This window comes from Winslowiella toletana, from assembly GCF_032164335.1.
Classification (GTDB): domain Bacteria; phylum Pseudomonadota; class Gammaproteobacteria; order Enterobacterales; family Enterobacteriaceae; genus Erwinia; species Erwinia toletana_A.
The window spans coordinates 4,580,240-4,597,828 of record NZ_CP134152.1 but is presented as its reverse complement, the minus strand read 5'-3'; the positions used below and the strand labels follow the sequence as shown (position 1 = coordinate 4,597,828).

The window sequence follows — 17,589 nt, the reverse complement described above, 5'->3', positions numbered from 1 at the left end:
GACTTTCGAGTCAGGTTTTAAGATATTGCTCTTTAACAATCCGGAACAAGCTGAAAATTGAAACGACGCGTCGTCTCATTTCTCCGTAATAAGAAATGAATCGCGATGTGTTCGAGTCTCTCAAATGCTTGCAACCGCAGTGGAAACACTTGTGGGTTGTGAGGTTAAGCGACTAAGCGTACACGGTGGATGCCCTGGCAGTCAGAGGCGATGAAGGGCGTGCTAATCTGCGATAAGCGACGGTAAGCCGATATGAGGCGCTACAACCGTCGATACCCGAATGGGGAAACCCAATGCAATTCGTTGCATTATCATTAAGTGAATACATAGCTTAATGAGGCGAACCTGGGGAACTGAAACATCTAAGTACCCAGAGGAAAAGAAATCAACCGAGATTCCCCCAGTAGCGGCGAGCGAACGGGGAACAGCCCAGAACCTGAATCAGTTTGTGCAGCAGTGGAAGCCTCTGGAAAGTGGCGCGATACAGGGTGATAGCCCCGTACACGAAGCTGCACTTGCTGTGAGTTCGATGAGTAGGGCGGGACACGTGACATCCTGTCTGAATATGGGGGGACCATCCTCCAAGGCTAAATACTCCTGACTGACCGATAGTGAACCAGTACCGTGAGGGAAAGGCGAAAAGAACCCCGGCGAGGGGAGTGAAACAGAACCTGAAACCGTGTACGTACAAGCAGTGGGAGCCTTGATTTATCAGGGTGACTGCGTACCTTTTGTATAATGGGTCAGCGACTTATATTCTGTAGCAAGGTTAACCGTATAGGGGAGCCGCAGGGAAACCGAGTCTTAACTGGGCGTTAAGTTGCAGGGTATAGACCCGAAACCCGGTGATCTAGCCATGGGCAGGTTGAAGGTTGGGTAACACTAACTGGAGGACCGAACCGACTAATGTTGAAAAATTAGCGGATGACTTGTGGCTGGGGGTGAAAGGCCAATCAAACCGGGAGATAGCTGGTTCTCCCCGAAAGCTATTTAGGTAGCGCCTCGTGAACTCATCTCCGGGGGTAGAGCACTGTTTCGGCTAGGGGGCCATCCCGGCTTACCAACCCGATGCAAACTGCGAATACCGGAGAATGTTATCACGGGAGACACACGGCGGGTGCTAACGTCCGTCGTGAAGAGGGAAACAACCCAGACCGCCAGCTAAGGTCCCAAAGTCATGGTTAAGTGGGAAACGATGTGGGAAGGCACAGACAGCCAGGATGTTGGCTTAGAAGCAGCCATCATTTAAAGAAAGCGTAATAGCTCACTGGTCGAGTCGGCCTGCGCGGAAGATGTAACGGGGCTAAACCATGCACCGAAGCTGCGGCAGCGACACTATGTGTTGTTGGGTAGGGGAGCGTTCTGTAAGCCGTCGAAGGTGGACTGTGAGGTCTGCTGGAGGTATCAGAAGTGCGAATGCTGACATAAGTAACGATAAAGCGGGTGAAAAGCCCGCTCGCCGGAAGACCAAGGGTTCCTGTCCAACGTTAATCGGGGCAGGGTGAGTCGACCCCTAAGGCGAGGCTGAAAAGCGTAGTCGATGGGAAACAGGTTAATATTCCTGTACTTGGTGTTACTGCGAAGGGGGGACGGAGAAGGCTAGGTTATCCGGGCGACGGTTGTCCCGGTTTAAGCGTGTAGGCTTGCATTCCAGGCAAATCCGGAATGCTTTAAGGCTGAGGCGTGATGACGAGCCACCACGGTGGTGAAGTAACTGATGCCATGCTTCCAGGAAAAGCCTCTAAGCTCCAGGTAACACGAAATCGTACCCCAAACCGACACAGGTGGTCAGGTAGAGAATACCAAGGCGCTTGAGAGAACTCGGGTGAAGGAACTAGGCAAAATGGTGCCGTAACTTCGGGAGAAGGCACGCTGGCGCGTAGGTGAAGGGACTTGCTCCCGGAGCTGAAGCCAGTCGAAGATACCAGCTGGCTGCAACTGTTTATTAAAAACACAGCACTGTGCAAACACGAAAGTGGACGTATACGGTGTGACGCCTGCCCGGTGCCGGAAGGTTAATTGATGGGGTTATCCGCAAGGAGAAGCTCTTGATCGAAGCCCCGGTAAACGGCGGCCGTAACTATAACGGTCCTAAGGTAGCGAAATTCCTTGTCGGGTAAGTTCCGACCTGCACGAATGGCGTAATGATGGCCAGGCTGTCTCCACCCGAGACTCAGTGAAATTGAACTCGCTGTGAAGATGCAGTGTACCCGCGGCAAGACGGAAAGACCCCGTGAACCTTTACTACAGCTTGACACTGAACATTGAGCCTTGATGTGTAGGATAGGTGGGAGGCTTTGAAGCGTGGACGCCAGTCTGCGTGGAGCCAACCTTGAAATACCACCCTTTAATGTTTGATGTTCTAACCTGGCGCCGTAATCCGGCGTGGGGACAGTGTCTGGTGGGTAGTTTGACTGGGGCGGTCTCCTCCTAAAGAGTAACGGAGGAGCACGAAGGTCAGCTAATCACGGTCGGACATCGTGAGGTTAGTGCAATGGCATAAGCTGGCTTGACTGCGAGAGTGACGGCTCGAGCAGGTGCGAAAGCAGGTCATAGTGATCCGGTGGTTCTGAATGGAAGGGCCATCGCTCAACGGATAAAAGGTACTCCGGGGATAACAGGCTGATACCGCCCAAGAGTTCATATCGACGGCGGTGTTTGGCACCTCGATGTCGGCTCATCACATCCTGGGGCTGAAGTAGGTCCCAAGGGTACGGCTGTTCGCCGTTTAAAGTGGTACGCGAGCTGGGTTTAGAACGTCGTGAGACAGTTCGGTCCCTATCTGCCGTGGGCGCTGGAGAATTGAGAGGGGCTGCTCCTAGTACGAGAGGACCGGAGTGGACGCATCACTGGTGTTCGGGTTGTCATGCCAATGGCATTGCCCGGTAGCTAAATGCGGAAAAGATAAGCGCTGAAAGCATCTAAGCGCGAAACTTGCCTCGAGATGAATTCTCCCTGACTCCTTGAGGGTCCTGAAGGGACGTTGAAGACTACGACGTTGATAGGCCGGGTGTGTAAGCGCAGCGATGCGTTGAGCTAACCGGTACTAATGACCCGTGAGGCTTAACCTTACAACGCCAGAAGTGTTTTGGTGGTTGTGATGTGAGAGAACCATCAATATTCAGCTTGTTCGAAACGGATTGATTCGCGTGGCCCGCAGGGCGGCGCGGATAACAGAATTTGCCTGGCGGCTTTAGCGCGGTGGTCCCACCTGACCCCATGCCGAACTCAGAAGTGAAACGCCGTAGCGCCGATGGTAGTGTGGGGTCTCCCCATGCGAGAGTAGGGAACTGCCAGGCATCAAATTGCGATAACCCCAGCGTAAGCTGGGGTTTTTTGCGTTTAAAGCCCCGAAAAACCTCCTGACAGGTCACTTCACGCTATTACAGGTGAAACATTTTCAACTATCGTATCATCTCTCGACTTTTGCATGACAAAACGCTATCTTCAGGCATCTGGATGTCTAAACGTTTAAACGTATGTGTGAGGAAAGCAGGTTATGCCAATCAGGGTACCCGATGAATTACCAGCCGTGAGTTTTTTGCGCAATGAGAATGTCTTTGTCATGGCATCTTCACGTGCAAGCACTCAGGAAATCCGTCCGTTAAAGGTGCTGGTGTTAAATCTGATGCCGAAAAAGATTGAGACTGAGAACCAGTTTTTACGCCTGCTTTCTAATTCACCGCTGCAAATCGATATCCAGTTGCTGCGTATCGACAGCCGTGAGTCGCGTAATACCCCCAGTGAGCACCTCAATAATTTCTACTGTAATTTTGAAGATATCCAGCACGATAATTTTGATGGACTGATCGTCACGGGCGCACCGTTAGGTCTGGTAGATTTTAACGATGTGGCATACTGGCCACAGATTCAAAGGGTGTTGCACTGGGCAAAAGAGCATGTCACTTCGACACTGTTTGTCTGTTGGGCGGTGCAGGCAGCATTAAACATTCTGTATGGCATCCCGAAACAGACGCGAGAAACCAAACTGTCGGGAGTATATGAACATCAGACGCTACACCCACATGCGCTACTGACGCGTGGTTTTGATGATAATTTCCTCGCACCCCACTCGCGCTATGCGGATTTTCCTACGCAGCTATTACGGGATTACACCGATCTGGAAATTTTTGCCGAATCTGAGCAGACGGGAGCCTACCTGTTCGCCAGTAAGGATAAGCGTCTGGCGTTTGTTACCGGCCATCCCGAATATGATGCACTGACTCTGTCGGGTGAATATCATCGTGATTTTGATGCAGGGCTTAATCCGGAAGTGCCGTTTAATTACTTCCCGCATAACAATCCTGAACTGCCGCCGCGTGCCAGCTGGCGTAGCCATGGTAATCTGCTGTTTACCAACTGGCTTAACTATTATGTCTATCAAATCACACCGTTTGATCTGCGCCATATGAATCCAACGCTGGAATAATCTGCTGTAGCGGGCCGAGCCTTTTCGGCCCGTTTTCTGAACATCCCTCCACACCTCCTTCCGGTTTACAACACACCGCTGCTGCTTTTTTCCGTCTTAAAACCAGATGAAAACCAATTCCTCTCACGCTTAAACTTTAACCACTTATTTATCATGCTGTTAAATGCATTCGATTACAAAAATGGAAATAGCTTTTGATTTTAAAAGTTATCTGATTATTATTTGATCCTGCGGGTCAAAAAACCATCAGTGCAAAGATTGGTTTATCGATCGCAATGCGGCTCAGATGATCAAACAGGAGAGGGTGAGCATGACACAACAAGCAATCAGCACCGAACTGGCATTCAGCCAGCCTTTTGGCAGAGCGGAACAGCAGATTTTAACTGATGATGCCGTCGATTTTCTCAGCGAACTGGTCAGGCGCTTTACGCCACGCCGCAATGAATTACTGGCTGAACGCAGGCTGGTGCAAGGTAAAATCGATCGCGGTGAGCTGCCTGGATTTATTTCGGAAACGGATTCCATTAAAAAAGATAACTGGAGAATCCGCGGGATACCGACTGATTTGCAGGATCGTCGCGTTGAGATCACCGGCCCGGTAGAGCGCAAAATGGTGATCAATGCGCTGAATGCCAATGTGAATGTATTTATGGCAGATTTCGAAGATTCACTGGCCCCGTCATGGGAAAAAGTGATCGCCGGACAAATTAACCTTCGCGATGCGGTGAACGGTTCCATCAGTTACAGCAATGAAGCGGGCAAAATTTATCAGCTGAAGCCCAATCCGGCGGTGCTGATTTGCCGGGTTCGCGGTCTGCATCTGCCGGAGAAACACGTTAACTGGCGTGGTGAAGCGATCCCTGCCAGCCTGTTTGATTTTGCGCTCTATTTCTTTCATAACGTCGATGCTTTGCTGGCAAAAGGGAGCGGCCCCTATTTCTATCTGCCGAAAACCCAGTCTTTCCAGGAAGCAGCCTGGTGGAGTGAGGTATTCAGCTTTGCCGAGGATCGTTTTGATCTGCCGCGCGGCACAATTAAAGCCACGCTGTTAATTGAAACGCTGCCAGCGGTGTTCCAGATGGACGAGATCCTCTTTCACCTGCGCGATCATATTGTTGGGCTGAACTGCGGCCGTTGGGATTACATCTTCAGCTATATCAAAACCCTGAAAAATCATCCGGATCGCGTATTGCCGGATCGCCAGTCGGTCACGATGGATCAGGGTTTCCTTGATGCCTATTCGCGACTGTTGATTAAAACCTGCCACCGACGCGGAGCCTTTGCCATGGGGGGAATGGCGGCATTTATTCCCAGTAAGGAGACTGAGCGTAATAACTGGGTGCTGAATAAAGTGCGGGCTGATAAACAGCGTGAAGCTGAGAACGGTCACGACGGCACCTGGATCGCGCATCCTGGGCTGGCCGATAGTGTTATGGCGGTCTTTAACCAGGCATTGGGTGATAAACCGAATCAGCTGGATGTACTGCGTGAAAACGATGCGCCGATCACTGCTGAACAGTTGCTGGAACCCTGTGCGGGAAAACGCACCGAGGCAGGAATGCGCGCCAATATTCGCGTGGCGGTACAGTACATCGAAGCCTGGATCTCCGGTAATGGCTGCGTGCCAATCTATGGCTTGATGGAAGATGCCGCAACGGCAGAAATCTCGCGAACCTCAATCTGGCAATGGATACATCATCAGAAAACGCTGGAAGATGGCCAGCCAGTAACCGCCAGCTTGTTCAGCAAAATGCTGGCAGAAGAGATGCAGGTGATTCAGGAAGAGCTGGGTGAGCAGCGCTTCAGCCAGGGACGCTTTGATGAGGCCGCGCGCCTGATGGAGCGCATCACAACCGAACCTGAACTGGTAGAGTTTTTGACGCTGCCAGGCTACCGCCTGATTCCCTGAACTTTATTCCTTAATAAACAGGAGTATCTGCTATGACCTCACGTACCCAACAGATTCAGCAGACAGAACAAAACTGGCGCAATGCACGCTGGGAAGGCATCACCCGTCCGTACAGCGCGGCGGAAGTAGTGAAACTGCGCGGTTCGGTTAATCCGGCCTGTACGCTGGCGCAGCAAGGAGCAGAAAAATTGTGGTCGCTGCTTAACGGCGGCGCGAAGAAGGGATATATCAATAGCCTGGGAGCGCTGACCGGTGGCCAGGCGTTGCAACAGGCAAAAGCGGGAATTGAAGCAATCTATCTTTCCGGCTGGCAGGTGGCGGCGGATGCCAATCTGGCTGCCAGTATGTATCCCGATCAGTCGCTCTATCCGGCGAATTCAGTACCGTCAGTTGTCGAGCGAATTAATAACAGCTTTCAGCGAGCCGACCAGATTCAGTGGGCCAACAATATTGAACCGGGCGATGCGCGCCACGTCGATTACTTTCTGCCCATTGTCGCCGACGCTGAAGCCGGTTTTGGCGGCGTGCTGAATGCTTTTGAGCTGATGAAATCGATGATCAGCGCTGGTGCGGCGGGAGTACATTTTGAGGATCAGCTGGCCTCGGTGAAAAAGTGCGGTCATATGGGCGGAAAGGTGCTGGTGCCAACGCAGGAGGCGATTCAGAAACTGGTGGCGGCGCGTCTGGCGGCCGATGTAATGGACGTGCCGACGGTATTGATTGCCCGTACGGATGCCGATGCTGCCGATCTGATTACCTCAGATTGCGATGAATACGATCGCGAATTTATCACCGGCGAGCGTACGCATGAGGGCTTCTTCCGTACCCGGGCTGGCGTGGAACAGGCCATCAGCCGTGGACTGGCCTACGCACCGTATGCCGATGTGCTGTGGTGCGAAACCTCGACGCCGGATCTGCATTTGGCGCAGCGCTTTGCCGACGCCATCCATGCAAAATTCCCCGGAAAACTGCTAGCCTATAACTGCTCACCTTCATTTAACTGGAAGAAGAATCTCGATGACAGCACCATCGCCCGCTTTCAGCAGGCGCTGGCTGATATGGGCTACAAATATCAATTTATCACGCTGGCAGGCATTCACAGCATGTGGTTCAACATGTTCGATCTGGCACAGGCTTATGCGCAGGGTGAGGGAATGCGACATTACGTCGAAAAGGTGCAACAGCCTGAGTTTGCGGCGATTAAACAGGGCTACACCTTCTCCTCGCATCAACAGGAAGTCGGCACCGGCTATTTCGACAGCGTCACCACCATTATTCAGGGGGGGGCTTCGTCGGTTACCGCGCTGACGGGTTCCACCGAAGAGCAGCAGTTTAACCATTAAAGATTTGACGCCGGGCAGCGTTCTCGCTGCCCGCGTGGAGGGCGTGCTATGCCACAAATCGAAAAGCTGATTGCGCAAACCATTTTGCAGGGTTTCGATGCGCAATATGGCCGCTTTCTGGAGATTACTGCCGGGGCACAACAGCGCTTTGAGCAGGCTGACTGGTTAGCGGTACAACAGGCCATGAAGGCGCGTATTCATCTCTACGATCATCACGTCGGCCTGGTGGTTGAACAGTTACGCTGCATCACCGCGGGAGAAGATTACGACGCGGACTTCCTGCTAAGGATCAAAGCGATCTATACCGATCTGCTGCCTGATTATCCACGCTTTGAAATTGCAGAAAGCTTCTTTAACTCAGTCTATTGCCGTTTATTTGATCATCAATCACTGACTCCGCAGCGCTTATTTATCTTCAGCTCTCAGCCAGCGTGTCGTTTTCGCTCTGTTCCGCGCCCGCTGGCGAAAGAGTTCAGCGCAGTGAAGGGTTGGCAGCCGATGCTGCATCGTCTGCTGAGCGACTTACCTTTGCGTTTGCCGTGGCAGAATTTATCGCGGGATATTGGCTATATCATTGCGCATCTGCAGCAGAACTTTGCTGTGCAGCAACTGGAGCAAGCGACGCTAAAAGTAGTCAACGAACTTTTCTATCGCAATAAGGCCGCGTGGCTGGTCGCCAGGCTCTGTTTGCCGTCAGGCGTATTTGCATTTTTACTGCCAATTCATCGCAGCGACGCGGGCGAGCTGTTTATCGATACCTGCCTGACGCGTAAACGTGAAGCCAGCATCGTATTTGGTTTCGCTCGCTCCTATTTTATGGTGTATGCCCCGTTGCCTGCCGCACTGGTGGAGTGGCTGCGGGAAATATTGCCGGGCAAAACCACTGCCGAGCTGTATATGGCAATTGGCTGCCAGAAGCACGGCAAAACCGAAAGCTACCGTGAATATCTGCAATATATGGCGACAACCCGCGAGCAGTTTGTCATTGCACCGGGAGTACGCGGCTTAGTGATGTTGGTATTTACCTTACCGGGTTTTGATCGGGTATTTAAGGTAATAAAAGATCGTTTTGCGCCGCAAAAAGAGGTGACGCCAGCCAGAGTGCGTCAGTGTTATCAGCTGGTGAAAGAACATGACCGCGTCGGGCGGATGGCAGATACCCAGGAGTTCGAAAATTTTGCCATTGAGAAAGCGCGCATTAGCGTCGAGCTACTGGCTGAGTTACAGCGTGAAGTGCCGGAAAAATTGCAGCAACGCGGCGAGATGCTGATTATTCAGCATCTGTATATTGAGCGACGGATGACGCCACTCAATATCTGGCTGGAGCAGGCCAATCCTCAGCAGCGCCATGATGCAATTGAAGAGTATGGCAATGCGGTGAAACAGCTGGCGGCGGCGAATATCTTTCCCGGCGATATGCTGTTTAAAAACTTCGGTGTCACTCGTCATGGGCGGGTGGTGTTTTACGATTACGATGAAATTAGTTATATGACCGAAATGAATTTTCGCGATATTCCGCCGGCACGTTATCCGGAGGATGAGCTAAGCCTTGAACCCTGGTATAGCGTGTCACCGGAAGATGTGTTTCCGGAAGAGTTTCGCCACTATCTGTGTAGCGATCCGGCTATTGCGGCGTTATTTGATGAGATGCACAGCGATCTGTTTTGTGCCGATTACTGGCGTGCGCTACAGCAACGAATCCGCGACGGCCATATTGAGGATGTGTTCGCCTATCGCCGTCGCCAGCGCTTTTGCCAGCGTGATATGCCGGTAGCAAGCGCACATGTCTGAAACATTATCGGCTGCGGGTTACAACCTCTTAAAATCTCCCGCAAGCTGGATGCCCGCAGCGTCGAAATAGACCGGTAGATAAGGATGCGTTGGCATATTTTTGATTACACTCAGCAGCTCGAATCCGTCGGCTGACTGAAGTCTGATTCTGCGGTTCATATCGGCAACCGACATTTTCATCCCGGTGGAGTAATTCTCCGATTCCAGTAGACGCAAATAAGGGCTTACCGCTTCTCTGGCGACAACTCTACCGGTATAGCCTTTGACTGGGAGGTGGCTGACTCTGGCAAATCCGGCGGCAAAACTGTTTTCACCGCCAGCAGCTGAATGGCACATTACCATTCGGGCATACTGATAATCTGCGAAGTTAACTTGCAGATGATCCCTTAAATATTCCGCGAAGGCGTGGCCGGGATAAAAATTAAGCCGATCGTCAGTGAGCATGGCATAGTCAGTGGAGTCAACCAGGAAACCATGGCCTATAACATTCAGTCGCTTGCCACCTTTATAACTATCATCAAATATTGCATTAACACATCTTACGCGCTGTCCAGCTATTATCTCATACTCAGCGGAGGAGGAGACGGGGAGCAGGTTTTCACCGCCCGCCAAAACAACCGTTGTACTGCGCGGAAAACTATCAAGCACACCTCTGCCATTAAGCACTGACGGACTGATAGCAGAGATACCGCTAAGTATGCCGCAGGCCAGTGCTACCCATCCCAATACACCAGAAGCTTTCGGATCTTTTCCGGCGGTCAGTACACTGGCAACTCCGCCAGCATCGGCCACCACACCCGTTGCGCCCGTCATTATTGACATCACACTGGCTGAGTTTAGCGCAGCTAAAAGGCCGCCTTCTGCAGCCAGCGATATGCCGCCGGTAAAAATCGCCGCCAGTAAACCCAACACGCCGGTTCCCACACCCAGCCATGCCTGCCAGCTGGAATGGCCGCTGGGATCGGCGCGATTAATCGGGTCGCCGATGCAATAAACGTAAGCATTTATCCCGCCCGCGCCAAACGGACTAAAGTCGTCCGGGTGGCTAAAGCGCATCAGCTGCGGATGATAAGCCCGGTATCCGTTGCCGGGATGAAAACAGCCGCTGACTGGATCACGACGTTCGCCATTGTAGCGGAGCAGACAACTGTCCATGTTCTGTCCTTGTGATTAAGCGCGAAATTCCTCTTAATCAGACTGAGTGATAGGGGTCGTCAGTGCAAGCTCAACAACATCATTGAAAACACGCTGTGCGGCGGATCTTATATCGGAGTTTTAACGCCTGCCCCCGTATTCGCCGGTAATTTCCTTTGCCGCCTTAATCACCATCGCACCGATTTCGGTGACGCGGTCATCGGTGATACGGGAAATCGGACCGGAGATAGAGATGGCTGCAAAGGGCTCGCCATGCTCATCGTAAATGCAGGAGGCAACGCAGCGCAGTCCCAGCGCATGCTCTTCATCATCAAAGGCATATCCGGCTTTACGCACCTGTGCCAGATTCTCCTTCAGACTTTGCGGCGACATCAGGGTGTGTGGCGTGTAGTGATGCAGCCCTTTGCGGTGCAGCAGGTCAGTAACCTGTTGCTCGCTGAGATTAGCCAGAAACGCTTTTCCTGCCCCTGATGCATGCATCGGTAGCTTCCCGCCGATCGGCGCGGACATGCGCATCAGCTGGGTACACTGTACCTGGTCAATAATCACCGCCTGATGATCGCTTATATCCAGCACCGCCAGGTTAACGGTTTCTCCGGACGACTCCATTAACTTACGCAGCATCGGATGCACCATCGCCAGCAGATTACGGCTCTGCAGGAAACTGCTGCCGACAACAAAGGCATGTGCGCCAATGGTCCAGTAACCCAGATCGCCAACCTGTCGTACAAAACCGAGCTGTTGCATGGTGGTCAACAGACGATGGGTGGTGGAGTTGGGCAGGCCAGATTGCTGGGCCAGTTCAGTTAATGCCACGCTGCCATGGGATTCTGCGATGGCTTCAAGCAGCTTTAATCCACGCGTCAGGGATTGCACCTGCCCGGTCGGGGCGGCAGCTGGCGTGGCAGCATTGCGGGGTTTTTTACCCCGCTTGGTCGGAACGGGCGTTGTCATATCGTGTTCCTCTTATTTTCACTATATGGAAATCATTTTCGTTCTATTGGCTAATATTGCAACGACCAGCATTCTGGTCGGAGCAGTTTGGCGGCTCAGCTGAAAATGTCTCATATACCGTTGCTTTTACCCGGTCAAAAGTTGTGCCAGTATGTCCAGCTGGCATATCAGCCAAAGAAAATACGGTGACGAGGCGAGTGTGAGTAACAGAACAGAAGCGCTGCATCAGCAGCTCGCGAAACGTATCATGGTGCTGGATGGCGGCATGGGCACGATGATCCAAAGTTATAAGCTGGAAGAAGATGACTTTCGCGGCACGCGTTTTGCTGACTGGCAAAGCGATCTGAAAGGCAATAATGATCTGCTGGTGCTCACACAGCCCGGAATTATTAGCGCCATCCATCACGGCTACCTCGAAGCGGGTGCCGATATTCTGGAAACGAATACTTTTAACTCCACCACCATTGCGATGGCGGATTACCATATGGAGTCGCTGTCGGCGGAGATTAACTTCGAGGCGGCGAAACTGGCGCGCGCGGCGGCCGATGAATGGACGGCAAAAACGCCGGATCGCCCGCGCTATGTCGCCGGGGTACTGGGGCCGACCAACCGCACCTGTTCTATCTCTCCGGATGTTAACGATCCCGCTTTTCGTAACGTCACTTTTGATCAGCTGGTGGAGGCCTATCGCGAGTCAACCCGCGCGCTGGTGGAAGGCGGTTCCGACCTGATTATGATCGAAACGGTGTTTGACACCCTGAATGCCAAAGCCGCCATCTTTGCAGTACAGACCGAGTTTGAAGCATTGGGCGTCGATCTGCCGCTAATGATCTCCGGCACTATCACCGATGCATCCGGGCGCACGCTCTCCGGCCAGACTACCGAAGCGTTCTACAACTCCTTACGCCATGCGCAACCGCTGTCGTTTGGCCTGAACTGTGCACTCGGCCCGGATGAGCTGCGTCAGTATGTGGCTGAGCTTTCGCGGCTGGCGGAGTGTTATGTTACCGCACACCCTAACGCCGGTTTGCCGAATGCCTTTGGTGAGTACGATCTGGATGCCACTATTATGGCCGAACAGATTGGCGAATGGGCACAGGCCGGATTTCTTAATATTGTCGGCGGTTGCTGCGGCACTACGCCAGAACACATTGCCGCTATTGCTGCGGCGGTTGCCAATGTTCCCCCGCGTCAGCTGCCGGAAATACCGGTTGCTTGCCGTCTCTCCGGCCTTGAACCCTTAAACATCAGCGCTGAATCGCTGTTTGTTAACGTCGGTGAACGCACTAACGTCACCGGTTCAGCTAAGTTTAAGCGACTGATTAAAGAAGAAAAATATAACGAAGCGCTGGAAGTGGCGTTGCAGCAGGTGCAAAGCGGCGCGCAAATTATTGATATTAATATGGATGAGGGAATGCTCGATGCCGAAGCGGCGATGGTACGTTTCCTAAATCTGATTGCCGGTGAACCCGACATCGCGCGGGTGCCGATTATGATCGACTCCTCGAAATGGGAAGTGATTGAGAAAGGGCTGAAATGCATTCAGGGCAAGGGCATTGTTAACTCCATCTCAATGAAAGAAGGGGTTGAAACCTTTATCCATCATGCACGGCTGGTGCGGCGCTACGGTGCAGCGGTGGTGGTGATGGCGTTTGATGAAGTCGGCCAGGCGGATACCCGCGAGCGCAAAATTGAAATCTGCCGCCGCGCCTACAAAATTCTCACCGAAGAGGTGGGATTCCCGCCGGAAGATATTATTTTTGACCCCAATATTTTCGCGGTTGCCACCGGGATTGAAGAACATAACAACTATGCGCAGGACTTTATCGGCGCATGCGCTGATATTAAGCGCGAACTGCCACATGCGATGATTTCGGGTGGCGTGTCCAATGTCTCCTTCTCATTCCGCGGCAACGATCCGGTGCGTGAAGCGATTCACGCGGTATTCCTGCTCTACGCCATTCGTAACGGCATGGATATGGGCATTGTTAATGCCGGTCAGCTGGCAATCTACGATGATCTCCCTGCCGAACTGCGCGATGCAGTGGAAGATGTGGTGCTGAACCGTCGTGATGACAGTACCGAGCGATTACTGGAGCTGGCAGAGAAATATCGCGGCAGCAAATCTGATGATGAAAGTCACAAACAGCTGGCTGAATGGCGCAGCTGGGAAGTGGAAAAGCGGCTTGAATATTCGCTGGTCAAAGGCATTACCGAATTTATCGAAGCCGATACCGAAGCCGCACGCCAGAATGCCTCCCGCCCGATAGAAGTGATTGAAGGGCCGCTGATGGCCGGGATGAACGTGGTCGGCGATCTGTTTGGCGAAGGTAAAATGTTCCTGCCGCAGGTGGTTAAGTCAGCGCGCGTAATGAAACAGGCGGTGGCGTATCTGGAACCTTATATTGAAGCCAGCAAAGAGAAGGGACAGACCAACGGTAAAATCGTGCTGGCAACCGTAAAAGGTGACGTGCACGACATCGGTAAAAATATCGTCGGTGTGGTGCTGCAGTGTAATAACTACGAAATTATCGATCTCGGCGTTATGGTGCCGGGCGAGAAAATCCTGAAAACCGCGCGTGAAATGAATGCCGATATTATTGGCCTGTCCGGGCTAATTACGCCGTCGCTGGATGAAATGGTCAATGTTGCCAAAGAGATGGAACGACAGGGCTTTACCATACCGTTGCTGATTGGCGGTGCCACCACCTCGAAAGCGCATACCGCGGTTAAAATTGAGCAGAACTATAGTGGCCCAACGGTATATGTACAGAACGCCTCACGCACCGTTGGTGTGGTGTCCGCGCTGTTATCCGCCACGCAGCATGACGACTTCGTGGCGCGCACGCGGAAAGAGTACGATACCGTGCGCATCCAGCATGCGCGCAAGAAGCCGCGCACTCCGCCGGTCACCTTGCGCGCAGCGCGTGAAAATGACTTAGCGTTTGACTGGGACAATTACACACCGCCGGTGGCACATCGTCTCGGAGTCAGTGCAGTGGAAGCCAGCATTGAGACACTGCGCCATTATATCGACTGGACGCCTTTCTTTATGACCTGGTCGCTGGCGGGCAAATATCCGCGCATTCTTGAAGATGAGGTCGTTGGCGAGGAAGCAAAACGGTTGTTTGCCGATGCTAACGCGATGCTGGACCAGTTGGATCAGCAGAAGACATTGAATCCGCGCGGTGTGGTCGGTATTTTCCCGGCGAATCGGGTAGGCGATGATATTGAAATTTATCAGGATGAATCCCGTTCACAGGTGATTCAGGTCAGCCGTCATTTACGTCAGCAGACCGAAAAAACCGGCTTTGCCAACTACTGTCTGGCTGATTTCGTTGCAGCAAAATCCACTGGTAAAGCGGACTATCTCGGTGCCTTTGCCGTTACCGGCGGGCTGGAGGAGGACGCGCTGGCGGAAGCCTTTGATGCACAGCATGATGATTACAATAAAATCATGGTGAAAGCACTGGCCGACCGTCTGGCGGAAGCCTTTGCTGAGTATCTGCATGAGCGGGTGCGTAAAGTGATCTGGGGCTACGCCGCCCATGAAAACCTGAGCAACGAAGAGCTGATTCGCGAAAATTATCAGGGGATTCGCCCGGCTCCGGGGTATCCGGCCTGCCCGGAACATACCGAGAAAGCGACTATCTGGCAGTTACTGGATGTTGAAACGCATACCGGTATGCAACTTACCGAATCTTTTGCGATGTGGCCAGGTGCAGCGGTATCCGGGTGGTACTTCAGTCATCCTGAAAGTAAATATTTCGCCGTAGCGCAACTGCAACGCGATCAGATTGAGGATTACGCCGCGCGCAAACATATGTCGGTCAGTGAAGTGGAGCGCTGGCTGGCGCCGAACCTCGGTTATGACGCGGATTAATGCATAATAAGCGACAGGGCGGAATCTCAGCCGCCCTGACTCGCTACCCGGCTAAAAACCTTCTGCGGATGGCATCGATCCTGTTCCGCATGAAAATCTGAGCTTGATAAAATAATGGTCTTAATTACCGATAGCGAATAATAATTGACGATGATTTGGCGTTTTTTAATAAACTTTTTGTTCGCCTGAAAGATACAATATCAGCGTTTTAGGCAAGCCTTAAGTTGAAATGGCAAGTCAATTAATCTATTAATAATTCATCCCCGACTTCCCTGCGGTGAGGATTATTATGAAGGACTTTAATATCGTTTCGACGGCATTTACAATGCCAAATCTGTTAATCATCAATCAGCAGCAAACTGACGTCATTCAGCCTGTTACACAATTTATCTCGGCTGTGACCAATTCACCTCTGTTGTTTACCCTGCCTTTATCTGACGAACCCTTGATACTCTGCGGGCAACCTGTTCAGCCCAGCTGCCCGGCAGCCTTACCTGCTGCGGTGGTAAACGTCAGCAATTACAGCCTCGTCGATGAAAGATATGTTTCTCAGCCATCCACTTCCTCAGCGCAATCTTTAACAACATTGATGCCATCAGTCAGTAAGAAAAAAGCGGATGAAAGTAAATATTATAAAATGAGGAAAGTGTTTATTGAAATTAAAAGTGATGCCATGAAGTTCATTAAAGAATATGCTGATGATAAAACCTACGGCAAGATGCCAAAAGGAACCATCATTGCAGGGCTGGCTTTTAATCAGGGGATTTCGATCAAAGATAAAAATATACAGAAAAAAATCAGACTCTGGGCGTTTTGTACAAAACAGGAATTAAAATCCGGTGTGGATTATATTATTAATGAATCAAAATCATCAGCCGGAAGGCATTTTCTGTCGAAGCTGGCGACTATCAGCCATCAATCCCGACTGGTAAAAGTTGATGTTCTGACAAAAAAAATCGATGCCTTATCGCTTGTTGCCAAACGCACAAAGCCGAATGTGTCGGGCAACCAGTTTATTTCGGAAAAATCGATAAACCGATTTAGAGCGACCTCTACTTCTGAAAACCACCTGCCTGTATCACAGTATGAATTACAACTGAAAACCAGTGAGCAAAATCTTCGGCTGACCAGTAATATAATCAGTAAAATCAGCAATCTAAATAAAGAGGAGCGTGATGCGCTGTTCTGCGCGATGAAAGCTATGGCGAGTCAGGAGACGGGCAAAGCGGTAAAAATCAGTGATGTGGTGAGAGCAAGACTGATTGAGTTGAGACTGGTTGAATCCAGATTCAGATCGCCTGTTCTGACACCGGTTGGTGAAGAAGTGTTGACGATATTAATTGCTGCGGAGCAATCTGTAACCCCGTTCGGGACACGACGGTCCCATCGGCAAGCCGAAGGGCAAATCATCACCTCTGCCGGACAACTCACTCGTTCAGAACTGGCTTATTTGCTGACAAATAAGGTTGAGACGGATAATGTTCTGCAACTGGCCAATACAGAATTGATCACCAGGCTGATTGTGCAAACTCCTTACTTCAGAAGTTTGTCAGCCTATCTGGTGGTGGCTAATACACAACACGAGGTGATTAAGGTCATCACCTGTGGTGCTGCGCTGACACCAGAAGAGGCTCTGACCTCCGCTTTACCGGCGGCGGTTATTCAGCAGGTAACTGACTCACGCTACAATGCCTATGTGACATATGGCGATAATGTCAGCGTTGAGATTCTGGACGGTGGGGGATTGAGGGTAAGTTCGGAACAGTTGTTAGCTACATCACCCGCTTCATCTCATTCGCTGGTCGATGCCGCCGCGATGGCATTAATGGGCATCGCCGCTGATACTGAACTGGGCAGGGGCGCTGATCCCAAACAATACTGCGCACTGCTGCGTGAGCAGTTGTTTGAACTGGTCTCCCAATCTGGGGAGGCGGATGCATCTGCGGGTTATGCGGAGTTTCCGGGTATCGCCTGACTAAAACAGCCGATCCAGTTACCCGATTGGTCTATACTCAATCCTGGCCACCTTGCGTAAAGTTGCATGTAAAATAAGCAAAAATAGTGCTATTCACTAAAACAGGCGCAGGGATGGCGGATGCATTCATGCGCTGCTCTTTCGCGTCAG

General features: G+C 51.7%; 8 protein-coding genes and 2 rRNA genes. 8 read left to right on the top strand and 2 right to left on the bottom strand.

Translation table 11 applies throughout. The annotated features are described in order from the left end of the window. The first annotated feature begins 162 nt into the window (after window positions 1-162). The 6 genes from RIN69_RS20865 to aceK all read left to right on the top strand — a co-directional run bounded on the left by RIN69_RS20865 (window position 163) and on the right by aceK (window position 9,472). Window positions 163-3,071 (top strand): 23S ribosomal RNA (locus RIN69_RS20865). A gap of 112 nt (window positions 3,072-3,183) precedes the next feature. Then, window positions 3,184-3,299, top strand: a 5S ribosomal RNA gene (rrf, locus tag RIN69_RS20860). A 200-nt stretch (window positions 3,300-3,499) separates the two neighbouring features. Further along, window positions 3,500-4,429, top strand: coding sequence for a homoserine O-acetyltransferase MetA (gene metA, locus RIN69_RS20855; protein ID WP_313854291.1), 930 nt, complete (start codon window positions 3,500-3,502; stop codon window positions 4,427-4,429). 310 nt (window positions 4,430-4,739) lie between these two features. After that, entirely contained in the window at window positions 4,740-6,338 is a 1,599-nt protein-coding gene (gene aceB, locus RIN69_RS20850) for a malate synthase A (protein ID WP_313854290.1), read from the top strand. Window positions 6,339-6,370: 32 nt separating this feature from the next. After that, window positions 6,371-7,681, top strand: coding sequence for an isocitrate lyase (gene aceA, locus RIN69_RS20845; RefSeq protein ID WP_313854288.1), 1,311 nt, complete (start codon window positions 6,371-6,373; stop codon window positions 7,679-7,681). Between the two features lie 48 nt (window positions 7,682-7,729). After that, window positions 7,730-9,472 carry a bifunctional isocitrate dehydrogenase kinase/phosphatase gene (gene aceK / locus RIN69_RS20840; RefSeq protein WP_313854287.1) on the top strand — a complete coding sequence of 581 codons (1,743 nt, stop codon included), beginning with the start codon at window positions 7,730-7,732 and terminating at the stop codon, window positions 9,470-9,472. An 18-nt stretch (window positions 9,473-9,490) separates the two neighbouring features. On the opposite strand, the gene RIN69_RS20835 is transcribed toward aceK, so the two are convergent. Both RIN69_RS20835 and iclR read right to left on the bottom strand, forming a co-directional pair. Beyond that, complete coding sequence (locus RIN69_RS20835) at window positions 9,491-10,627, bottom strand: RHS repeat-associated core domain-containing protein (RefSeq protein ID WP_313854286.1); 1,137 nt, start codon at window positions 10,625-10,627, stop codon at window positions 9,491-9,493. A 120-nt stretch (window positions 10,628-10,747) separates the two neighbouring features. Beyond that, window positions 10,748-11,581, bottom strand: a complete 834-nt coding sequence (gene iclR, locus RIN69_RS20830) for a glyoxylate bypass operon transcriptional repressor IclR (RefSeq protein ID WP_313854285.1) — start codon at window positions 11,579-11,581, stop codon at window positions 10,748-10,750. A gap of 247 nt (window positions 11,582-11,828) precedes the next feature. Between iclR and metH the strand changes: the two genes are divergently transcribed. Further along, window positions 11,829-15,464, top strand: a complete 3,636-nt coding sequence (gene metH, locus RIN69_RS20825) for a methionine synthase (RefSeq protein ID WP_390902556.1) — start codon at window positions 11,829-11,831, stop codon at window positions 15,462-15,464. Window positions 15,465-15,753: 289 nt separating this feature from the next. Further along, complete coding sequence (locus RIN69_RS20820) at window positions 15,754-17,439, top strand: hypothetical protein (RefSeq protein WP_313854283.1); 1,686 nt, start codon at window positions 15,754-15,756, stop codon at window positions 17,437-17,439. Window positions 17,440-17,589 lie beyond the last annotated feature (150 nt).

Coding starts and splice junctions, on each gene's coding strand:
- RIN69_RS20820 (WP_313854283.1), top strand. CDS start 15,754: ATGAAGGACTTTAATATCGTTTCGACGGCATTTACAATGCCAAATCTG.
- aceA (WP_313854288.1), top strand. CDS start 6,371: ATGACCTCACGTACCCAACAGATTCAGCAGACAGAACAAAACTGGCGC.
- iclR (WP_313854285.1), bottom strand. CDS start 11,581: ATGACAACGCCCGTTCCGACCAAGCGGGGTAAAAAACCCCGCAATGCT.
- metA (WP_313854291.1), top strand. CDS start 3,500: ATGCCAATCAGGGTACCCGATGAATTACCAGCCGTGAGTTTTTTGCGC.
- aceB (WP_313854290.1), top strand. CDS start 4,740: ATGACACAACAAGCAATCAGCACCGAACTGGCATTCAGCCAGCCTTTT.
- aceK (WP_313854287.1), top strand. CDS start 7,730: ATGCCACAAATCGAAAAGCTGATTGCGCAAACCATTTTGCAGGGTTTC.
- metH (WP_390902556.1), top strand. CDS start 11,829: ATGGTGCTGGATGGCGGCATGGGCACGATGATCCAAAGTTATAAGCTG.
- RIN69_RS20835 (WP_313854286.1), bottom strand. CDS start 10,627: ATGGACAGTTGTCTGCTCCGCTACAATGGCGAACGTCGTGATCCAGTC.